At 50.1% G+C, this 21,910-nt stretch carries 19 protein-coding genes; 5 read left to right on the forward strand and 14 right to left on the reverse strand.

Annotation, left to right across the window (positions count from 1 at the left end; genetic code table 11):
• Window positions 1-5: 5 nt before the first annotated feature.
• Window positions 6-683 (reverse strand): deoxyribose-phosphate aldolase, encoded by a 678-nt coding sequence (gene deoC, locus NST99_RS29535; RefSeq protein ID WP_340896456.1) that lies wholly within the window; start codon window positions 681-683, stop codon window positions 6-8.
• A 284-nt stretch (window positions 684-967) separates the two neighbouring features.
• Between deoC and NST99_RS29540 the strand changes: the two genes are divergently transcribed.
• Window positions 968-1,309, forward strand: coding sequence for a hypothetical protein (locus tag NST99_RS29540; protein ID WP_038596681.1), 342 nt, complete (start codon window positions 968-970; stop codon window positions 1,307-1,309).
• A 9-nt stretch (window positions 1,310-1,318) separates the two neighbouring features.
• Window positions 1,319-2,323, forward strand: coding sequence for a ketoacyl-ACP synthase III (locus NST99_RS29545; protein WP_038596683.1), 1,005 nt, complete (start codon window positions 1,319-1,321; stop codon window positions 2,321-2,323).
• Between the two features lie 94 nt (window positions 2,324-2,417).
• On the opposite strand, the gene NST99_RS29550 is transcribed toward NST99_RS29545, so the two are convergent.
• The 8 genes from NST99_RS29550 to NST99_RS29585 all read right to left on the reverse strand — a co-directional run bounded on the left by NST99_RS29550 (window position 2,418) and on the right by NST99_RS29585 (window position 12,457).
• Window positions 2,418-3,248 carry a prohibitin family protein gene (locus NST99_RS29550; RefSeq protein WP_341096471.1) on the reverse strand — a complete coding sequence of 277 codons (831 nt, stop codon included), beginning with the start codon at window positions 3,246-3,248 and terminating at the stop codon, window positions 2,418-2,420.
• Window positions 3,249-3,361: 113 nt separating this feature from the next.
• Window positions 3,362-4,207, reverse strand: a complete 846-nt coding sequence (locus tag NST99_RS29555; RefSeq protein ID WP_341096473.1) for a hypothetical protein — start codon at window positions 4,205-4,207, stop codon at window positions 3,362-3,364.
• 196 nt (window positions 4,208-4,403) lie between these two features.
• On the reverse strand, window positions 4,404-5,858 hold the full coding sequence (locus NST99_RS29560; protein ID WP_341096475.1) for a SulP family inorganic anion transporter: 1,455 nt from the start codon (window positions 5,856-5,858) through the stop codon (window positions 4,404-4,406).
• 194 nt (window positions 5,859-6,052) lie between these two features.
• Window positions 6,053-7,129 (reverse strand): bifunctional 3-deoxy-7-phosphoheptulonate synthase/chorismate mutase, encoded by a 1,077-nt coding sequence (locus tag NST99_RS29565; RefSeq protein ID WP_076114024.1) that lies wholly within the window; start codon window positions 7,127-7,129, stop codon window positions 6,053-6,055.
• 492 nt (window positions 7,130-7,621) lie between these two features.
• The gene (locus NST99_RS29570; RefSeq protein ID WP_341096477.1) at window positions 7,622-9,883 is read right to left on the reverse strand and encodes a PAS domain S-box protein; all 2,262 of its coding nucleotides are present in this window, start codon (window positions 9,881-9,883) and stop codon (window positions 7,622-7,624) included.
• Between the two features lie 153 nt (window positions 9,884-10,036).
• Window positions 10,037-11,032, reverse strand: a complete 996-nt coding sequence (locus NST99_RS29575) for a phosphotransferase enzyme family protein (RefSeq protein ID WP_341096478.1) — start codon at window positions 11,030-11,032, stop codon at window positions 10,037-10,039.
• Window positions 11,033-11,248: 216 nt separating this feature from the next.
• Window positions 11,249-11,638 carry a response regulator gene (locus tag NST99_RS29580; RefSeq protein WP_341096479.1) on the reverse strand — a complete coding sequence of 130 codons (390 nt, stop codon included), beginning with the start codon at window positions 11,636-11,638 and terminating at the stop codon, window positions 11,249-11,251.
• Window positions 11,639-11,782: 144 nt separating this feature from the next.
• Window positions 11,783-12,457, reverse strand: a complete 675-nt coding sequence (locus NST99_RS29585) for a Na-translocating system protein MpsC family protein (RefSeq protein ID WP_341096480.1) — start codon at window positions 12,455-12,457, stop codon at window positions 11,783-11,785.
• 217 nt (window positions 12,458-12,674) lie between these two features.
• Between NST99_RS29585 and NST99_RS29590 the strand changes: the two genes are divergently transcribed.
• Complete coding sequence (locus NST99_RS29590) at window positions 12,675-13,217, forward strand: glutathione peroxidase (RefSeq protein ID WP_341096482.1); 543 nt, start codon at window positions 12,675-12,677, stop codon at window positions 13,215-13,217.
• Between the two features lie 370 nt (window positions 13,218-13,587).
• Window positions 13,588-14,694 (forward strand): LLM class flavin-dependent oxidoreductase, encoded by a 1,107-nt coding sequence (locus tag NST99_RS29595; RefSeq protein ID WP_341096483.1) that lies wholly within the window; start codon window positions 13,588-13,590, stop codon window positions 14,692-14,694.
• A gap of 73 nt (window positions 14,695-14,767) precedes the next feature.
• Here the strand turns inward: NST99_RS29595 and NST99_RS29600 are convergent, their stop codons facing one another.
• Both NST99_RS29600 and NST99_RS29605 read right to left on the reverse strand, forming a co-directional pair.
• Window positions 14,768-15,007: a hypothetical protein gene (locus tag NST99_RS29600; RefSeq protein ID WP_038596719.1), complete on the reverse strand. Its 240-nt coding sequence runs from the start codon at window positions 15,005-15,007 to the stop codon at window positions 14,768-14,770.
• A 4-nt stretch (window positions 15,008-15,011) separates the two neighbouring features.
• Window positions 15,012-16,013: a nucleotide-binding protein gene (locus NST99_RS29605; protein WP_341096484.1), complete on the reverse strand. Its 1,002-nt coding sequence runs from the start codon at window positions 16,011-16,013 to the stop codon at window positions 15,012-15,014.
• A gap of 160 nt (window positions 16,014-16,173) precedes the next feature.
• Between NST99_RS29605 and NST99_RS29610 the strand changes: the two genes are divergently transcribed.
• Window positions 16,174-17,304, forward strand: a complete 1,131-nt coding sequence (locus NST99_RS29610; RefSeq protein WP_341096485.1) for an N-acetylmuramoyl-L-alanine amidase — start codon at window positions 16,174-16,176, stop codon at window positions 17,302-17,304.
• An 11-nt stretch (window positions 17,305-17,315) separates the two neighbouring features.
• On the opposite strand, the gene NST99_RS29615 is transcribed toward NST99_RS29610, so the two are convergent.
• From NST99_RS29615 to NST99_RS29625, 3 genes are all read right to left on the reverse strand, one after another.
• Window positions 17,316-18,320 (reverse strand): HD-GYP domain-containing protein, encoded by a 1,005-nt coding sequence (locus tag NST99_RS29615; protein WP_038596726.1) that lies wholly within the window; start codon window positions 18,318-18,320, stop codon window positions 17,316-17,318.
• 132 nt (window positions 18,321-18,452) lie between these two features.
• On the reverse strand, window positions 18,453-20,033 hold the full coding sequence (locus tag NST99_RS29620) for a response regulator (RefSeq protein WP_341096487.1): 1,581 nt from the start codon (window positions 20,031-20,033) through the stop codon (window positions 18,453-18,455).
• A 35-nt stretch (window positions 20,034-20,068) separates the two neighbouring features.
• The gene (locus NST99_RS29625; RefSeq protein WP_341096489.1) at window positions 20,069-21,898 is read right to left on the reverse strand and encodes a cache domain-containing sensor histidine kinase; all 1,830 of its coding nucleotides are present in this window, start codon (window positions 21,896-21,898) and stop codon (window positions 20,069-20,071) included.
• Window positions 21,899-21,910 lie beyond the last annotated feature (12 nt).

The raw sequence follows: 21,910 nt of genomic DNA on the forward strand, positions 1-21,910 counted from the left end.
GAACTTTAATAGCTGCTTTGGCTCTGTTCGCCTTTGGCAATAGCCACGCCGCCACTGGTGCCGATTCTTGTCGCTCCGGCTCCAACCATAACAAGGGCATCCTCTGCGCTGCGCACACCGCCGGATGCTTTGACGCCGATGTCCGGACCGACTGCCGCACGCATCAGTGCGATATCTTCCTTGGTGGCTCCTCCGGTGGAAAATCCGGTTGAAGTCTTCACATAATCCGCTCCCGCTTCAACAGCAAGCTTGCAGGCACGAACTTTCTCCTCATCGCTCAGCAGGCAAGCCTCGATAATGACTTTGGTTAATGCTTTGCCGCGGGCTGCATCAACAACAGCAGAGATATCACGCTTCACCAATTCATCATTGCCATCCTTCAAAGCGCCGATGTTGATCACCATATCGACTTCACCTGCACCTTTTGCTATTGCATCGGTTGTTTCAAAGGCCTTTGTTTCCGGTGTTGAAGAGCCTAACGGGAAGCCGATAACCGTGCATACTTTTACCTCCGGTGTATCTTTCAAGACTTCATGGGCAACAGATACCCATGCTGGATTTACGCAGACTGAGGCGAACTTATAGGCTTTGGCCTCTTCCGCCAACTTGATGATATCTTCTTTCCGTGCATCCGCCTTCAGCAGCGTATGATCAATGATCCCGGATAATGTAATCTCACTCATTGTTAATTCCTCCATAGCAGTAGATATTCTCATACCCTGTAATCATACCAATAGAAGAACGCTTTGGAAAGGCGAGGGAGAACGATCCACACCTTTCAATATGCTTTATGTACCTCTTCACGGAATGGAATTAAACCCTATTTTATAAATACAAAAAAATAAAAAGTTTAATTATGCTAAATAAACCTTTTCAAAACAACGATAATAATTATATGGAATTATTGGTTTCCATATTTTCCTGGATTGATTTCACAACTATTTTGTAGAAGGAGATGTTTGGACAGATGGGTAGTTTTAAATTCGCAACAAACACCAAAGAGCACAAACTGGATGTACAAGTCGAAGGAACCATGTCAGAGGAGGACGCAGGACGGTTTATTCAGGAATACAATCAAACCGTAAGCAAGTTTGACCCGACTGAATATGAGATTGTCCTGGACTGCACTACGCTGAATGTTTCTTCTCCGGATGTGCTGCCTATGCTGGAGCAATGCTATATTCTGTACCAACAATCCGGGTTCAAAAAAGTAGTCTTCACAATCGCTAAAAGTCCGGTGCTGAAAATGCAGCTTAGCCGGGTGGCTCGCTCCACAAAACTGGCAAACTATGAAATTATCGAAGTGTAGGTGAACCTGATGAAACATACCGGAGAAAACATTAGAATCCGCAATGCCGCGTACTACCATCCACAGCACATTGTTGGCAATGATTATTACCTTGATCATTTCGCGCAGATGGGGAAGGACATCAAGCGGTTCCTCGAAGTGATGGGCCGAAAGAATAGATACATTATCAAGGACGAAAATGAAAATTCGCTGACGATGGGATTAAAGGCGGCACAGAAGGTGCTTGAGGATGCCGGTCTGCAAAGTGAAGATCTCGATATGATTGTGTTCGCTTCACAGACACCGGAGTATACTTATCCTACCAATGCCCTGCTGCTGCACAACAAACTGCAATGCAAGCATCGCACCATCACTCTGGATTCCAATGCCAATTGCGCCGGTATGGTAGCGGCTGTTGAACAGGCGAGCCGTTACATGCAGTCGAACCCAAGCATCCGTTATGCACTGATCACAGGGAGTGACTACAGCTCGGTCAACTGCAATACGGATGATGAAATTACCTATCCTAACTTTGGAGATGCGGCGGCCGCCGTTATTCTGGAGCGGAGCAGTGAAGCTGGGGGATTTACAGATTCCTTGTACTACACAGATTCCGAAGGCTGCGAGAACATCATGTTTCCAGCATGCGGATTGTCCAATATCTATCGCGAAGATATAACAGCAGAGCAGATTCGAATCCGCTGGACGCCGTTTGACGGTACAGTATGCGTGGATGCGGCCATAGCTGATATTAAAGAGCTGCTGAGCCGCAACGGCCTGACTACCGATGATATCTCCGCCTTCTGCCTGTCCCAATTCTCACTCAAAAATATTGAGCTGATTCAAGAGGGGCTCGGCCTTAGTGAAGAGAAATTCATCTATGTTGGCGACGAATTTGGCTATACCGCCACAAGCAGTCCATTTATCGCCTTTCAGCGTGGAGTCGAGGATGGACGGATCAAACGCGGCGACTATGTCTTCTTCTGGTCCGTAGGCGCCGGCTGGCAAATTCCGACGATGCTCTTCCAATACTGATAACGGGAAACCGGACAAGCTATCTTCTTAAAATCATGCAAAAAGCCTTGCTCTCATTCAGGAGCAAGGCTCTTCTTTATGCCGTAGCCAATGGTTACTTTTGCGTCAGCGAATCAATGTCCACAAATGGCGTGGCCCCGCCCGTTACCGACGGCAGTACACCGTTCCATTTCTCCAGCGCTTTCTCCTGGACTTCAATTTGCTTCAGCTGCACCAGCTCAGGTGTAACCTCCTGCTTCTTCAGTCTTAAGGATTCGGCCTCCGCCTGTGCCTGGGCAATCTTCTGTTTGGCTTCTATCTCGACCCGCCGGAGATCATTCTCCGCCTTCAGCGCCTGCTGCTGGGCAACCTGCTTGGCTTCAATCGATTGGTTGAAGGCATCGGAGAATTTGAAATTGACAATGTTGATGTCATTAACGACTAGATCATATTTGGCCAGCCGTGCAGTGAGCAGGCCACTGATTTCTCCCGCCACGGCATCACGCCGAGTAATCAAATCTTCTGCGGGGTATTTAGCCGTTACCTCCTTCACAATCTCCTGAATCGCCGGGTTGATGATCACGGCATCAAAATTGCCTCCAATATTATTCATCAGATTATAGGCAGAATCTTTACTGACGGAATAGTTAACAGCTACATGGGTAGATACGGGCTGAAGGTCTTTAGACGATGCCGTAGTGTCCGTCTCCGCTTTGGTTACCTGCGTGTTGACCTGAATTACACTCTGGAAGAAGGGGATTTTCAAATGAATGCCCGGCGTCAGCATATTGTTGTTCAGTTTGCCGAAGGTTTTGTACAAACCTACATGCCCGTACTCTACGGTAGCAAATGAGTTGGCGGCGATTAGCCCCAGAACCAATACCGCCGCCGCGATGCCTATGAGTTTGCCTGGCCTAGTCTGCTTCAATTTCGGATTAATCTCCATGATTGTTGAAACCTCCCTAATTATGCTCTGCTTGGTATTGTTAACCTTCTATACGGTGGTGCAGCACCAGCGGTCGCAAGGAATTTTTTTGCGGGGAAGTATTCTATATATTATTAGGGAGAAGAGGCTAACAGAATCATTCCTTCAGGAGAAATGCGGTATTCCCTTGGTTTCTCCCCACCGACATCGGAGGCTTCGTAGACCAAATCGTCTCTAAGCACAACGGAATTGGCCTGCAAGGCATCATTAAGGTATATAAATTCAGCATACCCGCTGTGATAGCGGTATACATATGCAGTCATCGGTGTTCCATGTGCTGCCACTGCTTCCCGGTATCCATCGGCGTCAACATCCAATTCCCGGGTATGGCCTGTGTCTATTCGCAGCATTTCCGCCGGTGTCCCCTTATTATCTATACCGTAGTAATTGCTGAGCGAGTTGTTTGCCCCCAGTCCGCCAGTGATTTTGAGCACCCGGTCTTTAAAAAGATTAGTCACCTCTACCTGTATATCCTCCACCTTACGGTAATTGTATGTTCCTACGAAGCCAAGGCTGAAATGCCCCTTACTTGTGTCTAAATCAGCATATACATAGTCATCATCTTTTGCCTGTGTATAGACAGTTACCTGTATCCCGCCGAAGTCATCCAGCCTTGTCTGTAAAATCACTTTGCTGCCTGACGGGAGCCCTTTGGAGGTCTTAACTACAGGAGCCTCTTCCACTCGCTGCCAATCCAGTGGAATCAGCCCCGCTCTGTTTTCCGGATGGAAGCTTCTCTCAGGCGGTGGGGTTGCCATACCATCTACACCGCCGGAGACGTCAGCAGCCGTTGCCGTTGACCGGGGAGCGGCTGTAGCGTGGAGGTCCGCAGTTTCTTTGCCGGACGGCATGCAGCCGGATGGCAATGTCAGCAGCGGCACAAGCAGCACTGCGGTTATTTTTTTCAGGATGAGATTCATTTCTCCACTCCTCTTCTGTTGGGAATATTGCCATTCTTCTATTAGAAATAGTATACGGGTTCATCCGAATCAGGAGATGACTTTATCGACGCCGGATGGTTAATATCTTGTTGCATTTTACAGAAATGAGCAGACAAAAATAGCAGCCTTCTCCATAGAGAAAGCTGCTCAAAAGATGAATTATTAATCATATGAATTACGAATGTCCACCGGATAAGGACAAGCCAACCCGTTTTACCAGCTGTGTGCTTTCCTCGTTTAATCCGGTAATCGTAACCGATTTGCCATACGCCGCATACTTGCTGATCGTCTTGGCAATGGCGCCAGCCGCTGACTGGTCCCATACATGCGAATGTGTGAAGTCGATCCTGATGTTCTCCGGATCGCCCTCATAGTTAAACTCATGAATAAAGTGGCTTGTCGTACCGAAAAACAACTGGCCGGAAACCACATACGTAACCATATCGGCGGATGTCTGGACGCTCAGGGAAATCGAGGCTATTTTCCAGGCAAATGTCAGGGCACTGAGCAGAACACCGAACAACACCCCGATGGACAGATTATCCGTTAGCACGACCGTAACAACCGTTACAATCATTACCAGTGCATCACTTAGCGGTACGCGGGCCAGCGTCTTCAGCGAACCCCATTCAAAGGTGCTGATGCACACCATGATCATGACGCCTACCAGCGCTCCCATTGGAATTTGCTTAACGATATCACCGAGAACGAGGATGAGGAACAAGAGGAATATCCCCGACACAAAGGTTGAGAGCCGGGTGCGTCCCCCCGATTTCATGTTGACCATCGATTGGCCGATCATCGCACAGCCTGCCATGCCTCCGAAAAAGCCCGTAACGATGTTCGCCAATCCCTGACCCTTCGCTTCACGGTTCTTGTCGCTTCCGGTTCCGGTTATATCGTCAATTAAAGTTGCCGTCATCAGCGATTCCAGCAGCCCCACCACAGCGAGTGACAGTGAATATGGCAATATAATGAGCAGCGTATCCATTGTAAATGGCAGCTGCGGCAGATGGAACAGCGGCAAAGCCGATGTTATCTCTCCCATATCCCCCACGGTCTTCACATCCAGATCAAGCACGATGCTGAGCACTGAAACGATAATAATTGCCACAAGCGCCGAAGGCACCGCCTTGGTGAACAGCGGAACCGTATAGATGATGAGCAGAGTCAAGGCTACAAGGGCGTACATCACCCAGCTTTGGCCTTTGAAATGCGTAAGCTGTGCCATAAAGATCAGAATAGCCAGCGCATTGACAAAGCCGGTCATGACGGGCTGCGGAAGAAAGGTAATAAATCTCCCCAGCTTGAGCATCCCCATCACGATTTGGAAAACTCCGGCTAATACGGTAGCTGCGAACAGATACTCAATTCCGTGCTGGATTACCAGACTGCCGACCAGCAGTGCCATTGCGCCGGTGGCTGCCGAGATCATGCCCGGTCTGCCTCCGGCAAACGATGTTACAATTGCGATGCAAAAGGAGGCATACAGACCGACCATCGGGCTTACTCCGGCAAGAATCGAGAATGCAATCGCTTCGGGAATGAGTGCAATTGCCACCGTCATTCCGGAAAGAACATCGCTCCGTGTATTGGAAAACCACCCGTTATTTAATTTTAGCTGCTTCAAGCTTCTGTTTCCTCCTGTTTCTGTTATGGTTGATTGGACTGTTCCAAACAGTCCGGTCCGGTGCAACGCCAATGTTTCCTATTGTACCTGACCCGCCATAACCTCCACAAAAGTGCAGCCTGTACTTGTAAGCGTTTATTTCGGTCTTTTTCTCGCATATGCTGCGAAAATCAAGTCCATTCAATAGTTTTAAATTACCGGTACAGTCCTGAAGCCTTAACCTCATTGAAGAAGGTATTGAATTCCTCGATATTAAGCTGCTGCGCAGCATCCGACAATGCAGTCGCCGGATCGGGATGAACCTCCACCATGATGCCGTCGGCTCCGGCGGCGAGTGCCGCTTTGGCGCAAGGGATCAGGATATCCTTACGTCCGGTGGAGTGAGTCACATCCACCAGCACCGGTAAATGGCTCTCCTGCTTCAGAATTGGCACGGCCGAGATGTCCAGTGTATTACGCGTCCATTTCTCGTAAGTGCGGATACCGCGTTCGATCAGCATGACCTGGGTATTTCCGCGTGACATGATGTACTCAGCCGCATGGAGGAATTCTTCCATCGTTGCAGCAAGCCCGCGTTTCAGCAGAACCGGTTTGTTCAGTTCTCCAGCTGCCTTGAGAAGTTCAAAGTTCTGCATATTGCGTGCGCCGATCTGTATAATATCCACATAATCCAGCGCCGGCTCCAGATGTGCCGGATCGACGATTTCACTGATCGTCAGCAGGCCGTATTCATCAGCCGCCTCACGGAGAATCCGCAGCCCATCCATGCCAAGGCCCTGGAAATCATACGGCGAAGTCCGGGGCTTGAACGCTCCACCGCGCATTACGCGGATTCCGGCCTTTTGCAGCGCCGCGGCCACCGTACGGGTCTGCAGTTCGCTTTCTACGGAGCAAGGGCCTGCTACCATCAGCGACGACAGGCCGCCGACGGTCACATCGCCCGGCAGGACAATAACGGTGTCCTCTTTGTGGCTCTTACGGCTGACAAGCATGCTTTTCTTATGCTCGGCAGACTGCAAATCCAGAGAAGCGGAGAAGATTTGCTTGAAGAGGCTGCGGATCGTTCCGCTTGTGAAAGGTCCTTTGTTGCCCGCTACCAGCTTCTCCAGCATCTGTTTTTCCCGTTCCGGATCGAACTTCGGCACGCCTTGCTTTTCTTTAACTACACCAATTTCCTGAACTACCTGGGCACGCTCGGAGATCAGCTCCAGCAGCTGCTCATTAATTTCATCCAGGCGGGCTCTCAGCCCATCCAATTCCACGTTGCTCATTACCTTCCACTCCCTCTTCTCGATTAATTCAACCTATGAACGCAAAAAGGCCCCCCGTCGCAAGGGACGAGGAGCCGTGGTACCACCCTTATTTAGGATTAATCAAAAACAACCGCCGGCACAAAAAATGAAAGCTCATTTCCTGCCCGGGATTAACCCTGTCTTACACCCGATAACGCGGGGCGCGGGCCTCCCTACCCATAGTTGCTGCAGCAAATACTTCAGGGGCCGACTCGGAAGTGAACTTCGGCGCTAATCGTCTCATGAGGGTGCTCTCAGTCTCCGGCACACCTTCCCTGTTAAGATCCGCTTCTAGCGCTTACTCTCTTCGTCATTGTCATTTGTGTTATATGCCGGTGCTTCTTCTGCGCCAGTTGATGCTATCTTAATCAATAAGATCCTCTGATGCAAGACATCAATGTACCGCTTCGCAGCTTTAAGCAACTAAAATAACCTTTGATAAGATTAAGCGCCCAAGCCTGTTTTTTCGCCTCAGAAAAATTTTCCGATGATATTCGAAATAGCTTCGCTTCTGAGCGGCTTACTGATATATTCATCCATCCCGGCCTCGAGACAAAGCTCACGGTCGCCCTTCAGCGCATTTGCCGTAACCGCAATAATTACCGGAAGCTTCTCCTGAGGAAGCGTCTGTTTAATAACCCTGGTAGCTTCCAGCCCATTCATCCCGGGCATCTGCACATCCATGAAAATAATGTCATAGTCCTTGCTGCCGGCCATCTCCACTACCTGCAGCCCGTCTACCGCAACATCGACAGCGTAGCCCCGCTTCTCCAATATTTTGCGCAGCACGATTCGGTTAATTTCATTGTCTTCGGCCACTAATATACGCAGCTCCCGGCCAACCGGACCCAGGCTCGGCAACTCGGTACCCGGTACCCCGTCTGAACCTTTGTCCTCCTCGCGAAGCACCACAGTGAATACAAAGGCCGCACCAATCTTCGTGCCCGTATCCAGTGCGATGCTACCGCCCATCAGTTCAACAAGCTGTTTGGTAATGGCCAGGCCCAGGCCTGTTCCTTCATGACGCCGGCCCATAAATTGCTCAAGCTGATAAAACGGCTCAAATAGCCGTTCCCGGGAGTCTTCCGGGATACCAATCCCGGTATCAGCAACAGTGAATTGCAGCGTAATGCCATCTGCGGCTTTCGCCGCAGTCCGGACCTGTATTGTGACACCTCCGGTATAGGTGAACTTCACTGCATTGCCGACTAAATTGAGCAGAATCTGCTTCAGCCGGTCTGCGTCGCCTATCAAATGCTCCGGCACTTCTGCGCCCATCATAACCTCAATGTATAACCCCTTCGCCTCCGCCTTAAGGAGCAGCAGTTCGAGCGCGGAGTCCATGCAGTTCCTCAGTACAAACGGCTCTTCGTGCAGGGCTGTTTTGCCCGCTTCATTCTTGGAGAAATCCAGAATATCGTTGATGATATTCAACAGCGTATTACCGCTCTGCCGGATAATATCAAGATACTCTCGCTGTACTGAGTCCGGTTCACTCATATCCAACAGCAGATCGGTCATCCCCAGAACCCCATTCATCGGTGTGCGGATCTCATGGCTCATCATTGCCAGAAACTCGCTTTTGGCCTTGTTCGTATTCTCAGCAATCTCCTTGGCAATGAGCAGCTTCTTCTGCTCGGTAATATCCTTCACGATAATATAGAATCCGACCCGCTCCTCGTTGATGATGATGGGGGCGATTGTTGTCAGCACTTCGACGGTATGGCCGTCTTTATGCCAGATCAGATTGATGTTCCGCTCCATGCTGTTGTTCCCATTGCAATAATCGATTACATCATGCAGATGATGGGCGCCGATAATCAGACTGACACTCATTCCGACCATTTCAGGGATGGTGTAGCCTGTCAACTGGCAGGCTTGTTCATTTCCGTTTATGATATTGCCCTGCAGATCCAGGGAAATAATCGCATCATGATTATATTTTTTCAGGGAGGTATACCGCTCGATGGATTCCTGCAGCATCGTCTCTACGGCTTTGCGCTCTGTTACATCACGGCCTACCGCAAGCACGCTCATGCTATCCCCGTCCTCAATTAAACGCAGGGTGAATTCAATCCAGAGGTATCGCCCGCCGGCATGGCGGATTCGCAGCTGAATGCTCTGAAACTCCATAGGCTCAGAGAGCTCCAAAGCGGAAAGATCCTCATGGTGAATCAGCCCGCGGATATCGCGTCCAATCAGCTTCTCCGGCTCATACCCAAGCACCTCCCGAATCGAAGGTGAACAATACAGGCATATGTTGTCCAGAGTGGAATAATACACAATATCCCTTATGTTCGCGGCGATCAGCCGGTAGAGTTCATCACTCGGAGGAGGGATGATTTCGGCGGGATTCCCCTCCGGAATCTCAGCCAAATGAATTAAATAATGCAGTTTCTCCCCCGTACAAGGATCGCTGACAAGCACAGCATGCAGAAGCAGCTGGACCGGTGTGCCGGCGGCACGGGTCAGCTTAATTTCACATTCAAAAAAGGGGGCCTCTCCTGCTTGCAGAGCCCCCATCATCTTTTTATATACCGCCAAAGAATCATTATGCAAAAACTCACCGAATTCATGCTCCAGGAGCTGTTCCTCCGAATACCCCAGCATCAAAACTACCGCGGGATTTATACGGGTCCATTTCTCATCCATAGAAAGAAAAGCTACTCCAACCTTTCCCGTTTTGTACGCCTGTCCAAAGCGGGAATATACCTCCGCATGCTGTCTTAACATCTGATCCACCGCCCGTTTGTGGAGTATTGAGTGAAATTCACTTATTTTAAAACTTCAATATAAATATCTTGTATAATCGGGCGAAAGTCAAATGTTATTCCCGCTTTTTCAGCTATAATATTCAAGGCATTAAATATTCACTTTCTGCAGGTCTTAGAATGAATAGTAAACTTCTTTTCCGGCAAGAAAATCCCTGCACAGGGTGTCGCATACTTTTGCTGCGTCCTCTTTAATCCAGCCATTCCGGTCAGGGTCATGAATAAAAAACAGATAGCTGATAAATATATCCATAAAAATCAATCCTTCAATATACCGTACCTGATCAAAAGTGAAAGTGGACCTTGAAGCATAACCCAGCAATAGGGTTTGCCTTAATTCGCTTGGAAGGATGGAAGATGCGCTGCCCAGGTCAAATAGGTAATAGCCATAACCGAATAATCCAAAGTCTATATAACAGGGACCCTCATTCGTAATAATAACATTCCCAAGTTGAACATCGGCATGTATGAGCCCCCACTCTTGTTGAGTATCCAAATCCCTCAGTTGGCCCTTTACATATTCCAGAACCTCCTTAATGATCTCATAGTGCTCTTGACTGTACAGGCTGGCTTCAATTCCATATCTAAGTTCCTCAATCGCACGGTCTATTCTTGCTGCGTCATATACAGGTCTGGTTAGCGCCGGCAGTGCGGATTCCCGTGAAAAATGATGTAGATCCGCCAGCTTCTCCCCTAATGCAAAAACAATCTGCCCTATGTTGTCTTCCTGCAAAGTAAGCGTTGACCCCTCTATCCACTCCAGTAAGGTTGCATAACAAGAACCAAATTCATTGGCTGTGTATTCTGAAACAAACTGGCCCGCACGGTTAACAGAGGGTTTCTGCACCCGCAGGCTGTTCTTTTGGGATAATCCCTGAAGTAAGTACATTTCTGACTGTAAGCCTTCAAGTGTATGCTGTATACCAAACAGACCTGCTGTTGCAGGTTTATGTATGCGCAGCAAATATTGTTTGCCGTCGCTTGTATCTGTTACCTTAAACGTCATATTTTCATTATGTCTAATATATTCAATCGCTGGTTCCGAGATAGAATAAAGCGCAAGCGCTTCTTCTGCATGATGTATCAAGTCGTCCACAAATTCAGATTCCATTATATAATCCCCGTTCCTGCATTTTCCTTTTAGTTTATCATAGGTTTAATCCCGGATACGCGGGCAAGAACAGTTAAATACAAAGAAGCCCTTAACAAAGCGGCTTCGTAATAATCCTTATAGAACGGCTTTTTGCCGGCAAACCGGCCTTCCGGCGGAGTTCTCCCCAGTGCCCCACCTTTGATTGCACACCCTTGCTCTAATCCCGGTCCGGTGTCAGAAACCCCCTGTTAACAGAGCCTCTACAGTTTCCGTAACTTCTTTGACCTGAAAGGGCTTTGTAATATACCCGGCAAAACCTGCACCTTTGGCCCGCTCGATATCCAAGCTCTGGGCAAAGGCGCTGATCGCCAAAACCGGAATATGCCGGGTCTCCTCTTTCGACTTCAAAGACTCCAATGCCTCATAACCGCTCAGGTCGGGCAAGCCGATATCCAAAATAATCAGATCCGGCAGCTTCTGCCTGGCAATCTGCAGACCAAGCTTCGCCGTATCAGCTTTCAGCAGTAATACGGAGGGCAGATTTCTTTTGAAGATATGATGCATTAAATCCATGTTGAGCTCATTATCTTCTACATAGAGCACCGTCTGCTTGTATTCCCCCATTCATCAAATCCCCCTAAATGTTTGATGCGCAATATACCTAGTCAGGGAAAAATAAAAAAGCCGAAGAAAGGGTCATCTCCCCCTTCTCCGGCTCATGTTCGGCTCATTTGCATGTCCGACCCATTTCCACCTCATTTATGATGTTTAATGAAAAGTATATGCTATCACACTGGTATCCTTGTCGAAATCCCAATCCACATAAATGTCAGACAGCTCCTTGCCGAGCATCGGCGCAATTGTGGTGGTATCCTCCAAATAACGTTTTTCCATTTTGCGTTTCGTTGTTTTGAGTGTATTCTCATAGCCGAGGCCAATCAGTTCCTTCTCCAGAGGAATCAGAATTCCCTCACGCTTGATGATCAGAGTGCGTGGGCCAAGCCACCAGGAGTCAGTAAATTCCGGTTCCTTCTGCACTTTCCTGCTTACTTCATTAATCTGGGCATGGACTTCTTCCCGCCCGGCATAATCGTCAACAGCCACTCCGCTGTGCTTGATGAGTGCAACGATCATTCCTGACGCGTTATGTATGCCCCAATCATAAAAAATCTCGCTGATCTCAATAGCCATCTGATCCTTCAGGTAAGCCGAAAGCTCGGGAAGCAGTGATTTCATCAGGAGCTCCCGCGTGTAGCGGAACGCTTGCTCCTCTTCCTTGTTTAACAAAAATTTCTCCACAGGCCCGATAAAATTGCGGATATGCATGGCGATGCATTGCTCTCCGATAGATGCATGTATGGATTCGGGCCCTTTCCCGAAGCGCTCTCTCAGCAGTCTTCCTGTGTAGCTGGAAAGTTGGCTAGTAAGTTCTGTAGTACTCATCAAATTTCCTCCAGCATTATATTCTTTTGTCAGTGTCTAACTGTATGGGGAGACTCTCCGCCTGCTGAAGAACGGTTCGTACACCTTAGTATAATCTCAACTGCCAGCTTCGTACACACAAAAAAATACATTGCACAATTTGACACACAAAATTATATTGTGTACAATTTAATTAATATGAATATTTCATTACATATTGCGGAAGGATGATTCAGCAATGAGCATATATCAATATACCGCACGCAACATTCGGGGCAAGGAAACCAGTCTTGAACAATACAAGGATAAAGTCCTGCTGATTGTAAATACCGCCAGCAAATGCGGGTTCACTCCGCAATATTCCGACCTTCAGAAGCTCTATGAGAAATATCAGGATGACGGATTTCAAATTCTGGGATTTCCCAGCAATCAGTTCGGGGAGGAACCCGGAACCAACGAAGAAGTAGACGTCTTCTGTCAAATTAACTACGGAGTTAGCTTCCCCCTATTTGAGAAGGTTGATGTGAAAGGCGAAAATAAACATCCCCTGTTTCACTATCTGACCGGTCAGGCGGGCTTTGAAGGCTTCGATGAAAGTAATGCCAGCGGGAAGCTGCTGCATGCCATGCTTCAGGAGCGTGAGCCTGCAACACTGGCTGACGACGAAGTGAAATGGAATTTCACCAAGTTCCTTATTGACCGCGATGGCCAAGTTGTGAAGCGTTTTGAATCCTACAGTGATCCGCTGGACATTGAGCCGGCTATTCAGGAACTGCTGTAAAACAGTCCAGCTGCATAGTGCCTGCTAATACATGGATACGACAAGAGGGTGTCCCGGAAGCCTTATTCATTCACGGCTTCTGGAACACCTTCTTTATGCTTACAAAAGAACCGAATGGCTTGTTTCATCACATTTCATTTATAGCGAAAAAACGCTGTTTACTTAAGTACATTCATTCAAGCGGATGCATTGAATAGGCTTCTTCTGAAGATACTCGACTGAAAGACCTCCGCGGTTCACAGACCTTTATCATTTGTTCACATACTTACATTTTGTAAGCTATTATGTTATAATCATCAATATTCCTCACACACCGGACCGGCTACCATTTACTATATTTAACATTCTATTGAACAAGGGGTCAGCATTTATGAATAACAGCGTTCCACAAGAAAACGTGCCGGAGTTTGAATTCGGTATTTACACACTCGGTGACATCGTAGCCGATTGTCATACAGGTCAGACCATCAGCCCCCGGCAGCGTCTCCATGAAGTCATCGCAGCGGCCAAGCTGGCCGATGAGGCGGGGCTGGACGTCTTCGGCGTCGGTGAGCATCACCGGCTTGATTTTGTCATCTCCTCGGTGCCGGTTGTACTCGCGGCAATTTCGCAGGCCACGAAACGGATCAAGCTGACAAGCGCCACAACGGTGCTGAGCACCATAGATCCGGTACGGGTCTTCGAAGACTTCGCCACACTTGATCTTCTGTCGGACGGCCGGGCGGAGATCATCTCCGGACGAGGTGCTTTTCTGGAATCCTTCCCCCTGTTCGGATATGAGCTGGAAGATTACAAGAAGCTGTTCACGGAGAACCTTGATCTGCTGCTGGAGCTCAATCAGCATGAAGTCATGAACTGGAAGGGAACCTTCCGCTCCCCGCTGAAGAATGCCGAGATCGCCCCGCGGCCTTTGCAGCGGAAGCTCCCGCTCTGGGTCGGCATTGGCGGTTCGGCCGAAAGTGCCGAAAGAGCCGGCACGCTTGGTATTGGGATGGCTATCGCCATTCTCAGCGGCAGTCCTGAACCCTTTCAGAATCTTGCCGAAACCTACCGCAGAAGCGGAGCCAAAGCCGGTCATGCTCCAGAGGACTTAAAGATCGCCATCACCAGCCACGGATATATTGCGAAGACGTCACAGCAGGCGTTGGACGAGTACTACCCTTACTATTACAGCTACCGCAATGCCATCAGCCCGCATCCGGGCCAGGAGTACGGAGTATCCCGCAGCGATTTCGGACGGTTCGTCTCTCCTGTTAACACGCTTGCCGTTGGCAGTCCGCAACAGATTATAGAGAAAATCCTGTACCAGCATGAGCTGTTCGGCCATAACCGCTTTATGGCCCAGCTGGACATTGGCGGACTCCCCTTCAACAAGGTAGCGACGGCTATTGAGCTGCTCGCAACGGAGGTGGCACCGGTCGTGCGGCGGGAAATTGCCAAGAAGCGTAGCAGCCGGTCTTCGCACCATGAGATCTAAGAAGCGAAAAGCAAATAAATTCTTATAATTACAAAAAGAGGTCTCCGGCTGATGCCGGGGACCCCTTAACTATTTAGGCGAATGAAGGCTTGCTGTTGTCGACCTTCCCGCTGATAAGCTTCTTGTATTCCTCATCTCCGCCATCCAGCGATGGCGCAATATATACGTGGCCTGCCGAGGAAGCCGGCTTTGCTGCCCGGCCTGCACTTGCCTTGCCCTTAGAGCGCCGTGTCCCTCCGGAACTGCTGCCGTTGCCGCCTGCGGATCGGCGGACCGCACTGGACAAACTGACTACACCCTTCATATTCTTCATACTCCTAGTCCCCTCCCACTAAATAATTGACGGTACGGAACAAATCGCGGTTGTAAGCAACCACTGTGGTAAGATCCTCCGCAGATAGCCCGTCGTCTCCCGAAAAATGGACAGAAAGGACATGCTGCTCACCTAAAGGATAGCATAGGATATATACCTCGGCAACTTCAGTACGCTGAAAAAAGGTCCATTCCTTGCTCAGATAAGCATCGAGAACACCGGGCCGTTTCCCTTTGTCTTCACTTAATGAGAAAGGGTAACAATGCCCACGGCCCACATTTCCCCCTACCTGGATCAGACCTTCCTTCTCACTTTCCCGCCAGAGCGCGGCGCCAATTACCCGGCATTGTCCGGGCAGCAGAAAGGAGTTGCGGATAGCCTCGCTGAGCGCCTGGTATTTCTCTCCACCCTGAGCTCCGGCCACATTACTATTATATTGCCAGAAGAAATGAAGGATACTTTCCTTGCGCCTAAGCTCCAAGCCCAAATGTTCCAATTCCTTCAGGGGATCGCGGTAGCTCCCCTGCTCCTGAATACTGTCCAGGATCTTCCCGCAGCTGACATCAACGGCTGCCACCGGATTATCATGCTGCCATTCATACTCCAGCGGGGTGAGTCCGGACAGATCGGATAAGAGATGATACTCATCGATATTCTTGCCGGGAATCAAATCCGTACGCGGGGCTACCCGGTCCGGAAGCAGGCAAAAGACACGTTTGCGCCGCAGCCTGGCCCAGAACAGCCCCATTTCGAACTGTGTATTATCACGGGTGACATAATAATATTTGCCGCGGATTTGAGCCACATCATCAGGTGAAAAGATGAATACGGCAAAATCGCTCTCATCCAGATGTCTCTCCAGCGCCTCCATCGTATATTCATTCGCACGGAAGGCATTGGCATACCAAGGATTAACCTCGGCTTCTCGCTTTAGCTGTTCGTGGATCGCCCGGGCGTAACGGATGGATTCCCTGGATGATCCGATGAATAGTTTGGGTCTGGTCACGACGGCACTCCTTTACAAACTTTTCCAATATGAAACAATTATACAGTGCTTTACCGCTTTGGAACAGAGGTTTAATTTCTATTAAATTTTAACCAAATCCTTTTCTTTGACCGATGAAACGGGTAATAGACATTTATCCATCCGGGAAGAGAGGAAATTTATGAACAAATATATACATACCGCAGTGCTGGCAGCCTGCTTGCTCACAGGAAGCATGCTGCAGCCTGCAACCAGCTCTGCTGCAGGAGCCTATACAGCAAAAGTGAGTGCAAGCTCCCTCAATGTACGCAGCGAGCCGGCAGCCAATGCGGCAGTTACAGGATCCTTAAAGAGCGGCGCACAGGTGACCGTTACCGATGAGCAGCATGGCTGGGCAAAAGTGCGGTCCGGTTCAATCTCCGGCTGGGTTGCGGGGTATTATCTTATAAAAGTAAACGGGACAGGCGGTGAATCCCGTGCAGCAGTTGCTGTATCTACACCCGCCAAGGCCTCTGGAAGCGGCGGCAGCACAGCAATGGTTACAGCCGATTCCCTGCGCATCCGGGGAGGTCCGGGAACCGGTTATAAGATACTCGGAGCGTTAAAGGCAGAGGACTCCGTGACTGTTCTGCTGCGGCAGAACGGTTGGGTGCGGATCCGCACCGCCAGCGGGGAGACCGGCTGGGTCGCAGCACAGTATATTACCAGCGGAAGCTCCGCGAGTACAGGAAGCGGGAGCCGAACGACTGGCAGCCTTAGGCAGACTGGCGGGATCAATGGCAAGCGGATCGTCATTGATCCGGGTCATGGCGGCAGCGACCCCGGCATGCTCGGCACATCCTTTGACACGTTGGAGAAGGATCTGAATCTGCAGACGGCATTGTATGTCCGCGACTACCTGACAGCCAAGGGAGCCCGTGTGGAGCTGACACGCGCTCAAGACCAGCGCCCTTCCCTCGCCAGAAGGGTGCAGATCGGGGAGTCTGTAGGGGCGGACGCTTTTGTCAGCATCCATTACAACTCCTCCCCGAAGAATGTAAGCGGCACGCTGACTTTTTATTACTCGGAATCGGATGATCTGCGCCTGGCACGCTCCATTGAGAACCGGCTCGGGCAGGGCATCGGCTTGAAGAGCAATGGAGTATCCTTCGGCAACTACCATATTCTGCGGGAGAACAACCTTCCGGCAGCACTGGTGGAGCTCGGGTTCCTAAGCAACCGGAACGATGAAGCGGTCGTCCGCACATCTGCCTATCAGAAAAAAGCCGCCAAGGCAATTGCCGAGGGGCTCGCGGACTATTTTAAAGGTTAATGGCGAAACGGCTATATACTGATTTCTTTGATCTTGAGATCCCTCATTTTACCAAGGTCGATATATTCACCATCTATCTTGATTAAGGGCGTTTCGATGTTATGGGGATTCAAGTAGACAATTTCACCGACACGGCCGTCGGTTAAGATCACATCGCGCCCGACGGTCCGTTTCACAATATTCTCCAGGAATACGGAGACCACATGCGGGTCAAGCGCCCCAAAGCTGCCTCTCCTCATCTGCTCCACAATGAGATGGAACGGCATAGCTTCATGATAGGGCCGCTTGGAGGACATCGCATGAAAGATGTCGGCAACGGCAACGATTTTGCTGTAGGAATCAATCTGTTCTTCCTTCAGCCCCAGCGGATACCCCTTACCGTCATTCCTTTCATGATGCTGGAGCGCGGTCAAGGTGATATGTGAATTAGCCCCCGTCGTCTCCTTCAACATCTCATAGCCGAAAATCGTGTGCTTTCTGACGAGGGCGAATTCTTCGGTAGTCAGCTTGCCCGGTTTATTCAGCAACTCAGGAGGAATTTTGAGCTTGCCGATATCATGCAAGGTTGCAGCTAGGGAAAGCACCGACAGCTCCGCCTGCCCCATATTCATCCATCTGCCAATCAATGTGGATAACACACCTACGCCAATATTGTGCTGGTATGTATAATCGTCCTTCCCCTGAATCGCTTCGAACAGCGCAAAAATATCGGGAAGGAGTGAAATCTCCTGAACAACCGGTACGACATCCTTTCTTATATCCGCCAATGGAACTTTGCGGGTTAATCTGAAAGAATTAAACAAATCCTTCGACACTTCCACCACACCGTTAACCATCTCGCGGCAGGCCGGCGTCTGTGGTTGTTCATCGGTGAATACGATATCCAATGTATTGATTCTTTGCTTGCGGATGAGTTCCAAGTGCTCTGCGTTCAATACGCTTCTTGCCGGTATTACAGTTACACCGTACGCATTGATCAGATCATTTTTGAGGATTCTGCCTAAATAACTATCCATACCATACCAACCCTCCCATTTAACCGATAAAATGATGTGCGATATCCGTATGACTATTATCGGTAAAAGATGGGGAATTCTGAAATTTATAGGACGGCTCCATTTTTTGTCCATAGTGGAGTGGTTATTTCGCTACAGAGAGTTCTCCTGCTTGCGGTATTCACGCGGAGTCTGCCCGGTCGATTTCTTAAAAACCCGGCTGAAATACTTCTCATCCTCATAGCCGACCAGCTCCGAAATCTGCGATAGCCGCAGGTTTGTATTTTGCAGCAGCGTCTTGGCCTTGTCTATTCTCAGTGCAGTTAAATAATCGGACAGGTTCTCCCCGCTGATCTGTTTGAACTTGCGTGACACATTCTCCCTGCTGATAAAAAAGCGCTCGGCGATATGCTGAAGCGTCATGTCCTTGGCGTAGTTCTGATTGAGGTAATCCCGGATTTCCTGAACAAGCCGGCTGTCCGGTGTCTGAGAATTCCCTTTCCACAATTGCTGCAGCATGGTCTTTAACTGATTCCGCCAGTGCTCAACGGAGAAAAGCCCCTCTTCGTCATAACACAGCTCAAAGGTAATCTCCTCATTCTGCCGCCAGCGCATCAGAACGGCGCGGATCTCTTCCTGCTGGTGCAGAAAGTTATTCTCGGTGAGCAGCGACAGCCCTGAAAGCTGATCCGCCCATTCATCAACCACCCGTTCCATTCTCTGCAGATCCCCCGATAATACAGCCACCCTGAGCTTGTCCAGCAGCGATTCCAGCACGTGGTCTTCCACAGACCCACTCTCCTCCGTCAGCTCCCTGTAATGATAAATGCGCCCTTCCCGCTGCAGGAGATTGCGCTCACTAAGGCCTTGACGCGCCTGACGGAAGGCGTTTTGCAGCCCTTCGGGAAAAGCCACGGGCCGGCTGAGTCCTATATCCACCTGTACCCCATAGGTCTGTTTGATCGATTCATTGATAAGCCGCACCCACACTTCCGCATCCAGAGCCGCCGTCCAGAAAAGAATGACAATATCGGTGCCGGCCTGCCAGCTGCGAAAGGCAAAGCCGCTTCTCCCGGGGGAGATCACCTCATTGCAGACGTTCGCCAGCACGAAGGAGGTCAGCGGCACATCGCCATGAAACCGCTCCAGCAGGCGGCAGTTTGCACGCTGGAGCGAGATTACGGCAACTCTGCAGGTTGCCGCATCCCCGGGCAACCCCAGCTCTTCGCACAAGGAAGGCTTCAGCTCCTGAAATGAGGCATGACCGGAGACCAGATCCGAGAGCATCTTGTCCCAGTACAGCGGCCGCAGCACATTAAGCTGCATATTCTGCCGGTGACTCTGCTGCCGCTCCTCCTCTTCCTCCAACCACAGCTTGAAGGCATGCTCGGCTGCGGCAATCAGTTGTTTGCTGTTCAGGGGCTTCAGCAAATAATCTGTCCCGCCGTAGACGATTGCCGGCTTTACATAATTGAAGTCCTGATACCCGCTAATGACGATTGTCTTCGTATTCGGGAAATGATGATGCAGCCATTCCAGCAGCTCCGCACCGTCCATCAGCGGCATCCGCATATCCGTGAAGACAATCGCCGGCTGCTGCTCCTGCATAATCAGCGTAGCTTCCTGCCCGTTGGTCGCCTCAAAAATCTCTGAAATCCGATATTTCTCCCACGGTACAAAATAGCGGATCGCCTCACGCACATGCTTCTCATCGTCTACAATCAGCACCTTCATCTCACTTGCCGCTCCTTTGGGTCCATTGCACTCCCTTAATTTGTTGGGTCCATCTTATCCAGCGGAATAATAAGTGTCACCTTAACCCCGCCGCCTTCAACACTCTGCAGCAATAGCTCTGCCCCGCTGCTCATCTGCAGCCGCACACGCGCCAGTACGTTGTGCAGCCCAATCTCTTCGTGCTCTGTCCGGCCGCTCTGCTGAAGTCCGGCTGTAATTTCCTCCAGCCGTTCCGCAGTGATTCCTTTGCCGTTGTCCTTGACGGCAAGCCGCAGGCTGCCGTTGGCATCCAGAGCACAGGTGATGGAGATTACAGCCTCGCGGATCCCGTCCGTAAACCCGTGCTTGAATATATTCTCAACAATGGGCTGCAGAATCATCTTGGGCACGGCAATCTCCAGAGCAGCTTCCTCTGCATCAATATCCAGCCTTAAGTTCTCTTCCCCGAAACGTTCCGTCTGCAGGATCACGTAATTCTGCACATGCTCCAGTTCATCACGAAGCGGGACCTGCGTCCGCTCCGTGTTCATGGAATAGCGCATCATACTGCCAAGCGAATAGATGAGATCATACACCTTGGGTGCATTGTAGCGCAAGGACAGACTGGCAATGGACTGCAGGGCATTATACAGGAAATGAGGATTGACCTGGGCCTGCAGCGCCTTCAGCTGATTGGTCTTGTTGGCCAGCTCAAGTTTATATTCCTTTAAGATAAGATCGTTGATCGTCCGGGTCATGCCGGTGATTTTGCGTGTCAGGAGGCCGAATTCATCTTCCCGTTCGGCATCCATATGCGCATCAAGCTGACCAATCTGCACTTTCTGGGTGAAGGAGATCAGCTTCTTGATTGGCCTTGTGAATCCGACGGAGATTAATACCGCGCTGAGTCCGCCAAGGATCAGGAACAGCACACCGATTCCGGTGTTGAACCGGGTGATCGTTCTGGCATCGCCATACAGATCTTCATAGGGAACCAGCTTGATGATGCTGCCCTTGAACAACGTATTCTCAATGTGGCGATACATCACAATACCCTCGAAACCATCCTTCTTCCAGGTGAAATGGCCATTGTCATCCTTCCCCGGCAGCTGGCTCCAGCCCGCGGTGACCGGTTTGCCGATCCAATCGGAATCAGATGCAAACAAGGCCTCCCCCTGTTCATTCAAGATATAAAGCCGTTCTGTATCCGAATTGTACATGGATTTGACGATTCCCTCCAGCTCCCCCAAGCGGAAATCAATCGACAGATCGGCCAGAACAGCATCGCTCGGCGTTCGGTAAATGGGGAAATGAGCAGTAAAAACCGGCACAGTACCCGATTTCAAATTGGGGAATCCGGACTTCATCCCGTATTGATGATCCATATGCGTAACCTCAATATAAGGCCGGTACGTTTCCTCAGGATGGATCAACGGGACGTAATCATCTTTGTTCTCCCGGCGGAACAGCCCGCCGAGCACCAGATTCGACTGCTTGGCCGCCCGGACATACAGGTGAATCTGAAAGGTGTTGCGGTCGGAGAGGAAAAGGTTGTACAGCTGGGTTGAGATGATCGCCCGGTTATCCGGCAACACAGCGTTTTCCGGAGCATTATCCGGATGTTTGGCCGTAAGCAGGCTAGTATAGAAGGAGCTGGGGACATTGATTCCGCTGTACAGGGACATCGCCTGCTGATTCATGCCGCTGAAATAACTGCTGAGATTGGCCTCCCCAAGCGTCAGCAGCTTCGTATTCTGCTTCACCGACTGTTCGGTTACCGATTGCTTGGTATAGAGATATGAGAACGTTACGGATATCCCCGACGGGATCACCGAGGCCAACAGCACAAGCGCCATCAGCCGGGTCCGGATACTGTTTCTGAACATGCTCATTTCCTC

Origin of the sequence: Paenibacillus sp. FSL L8-0470, assembly GCF_038008625.1 — a bacterium.
Taxonomy (GTDB): Bacteria; Bacillota; Bacilli; order Paenibacillales; family Paenibacillaceae; genus Paenibacillus_AQ.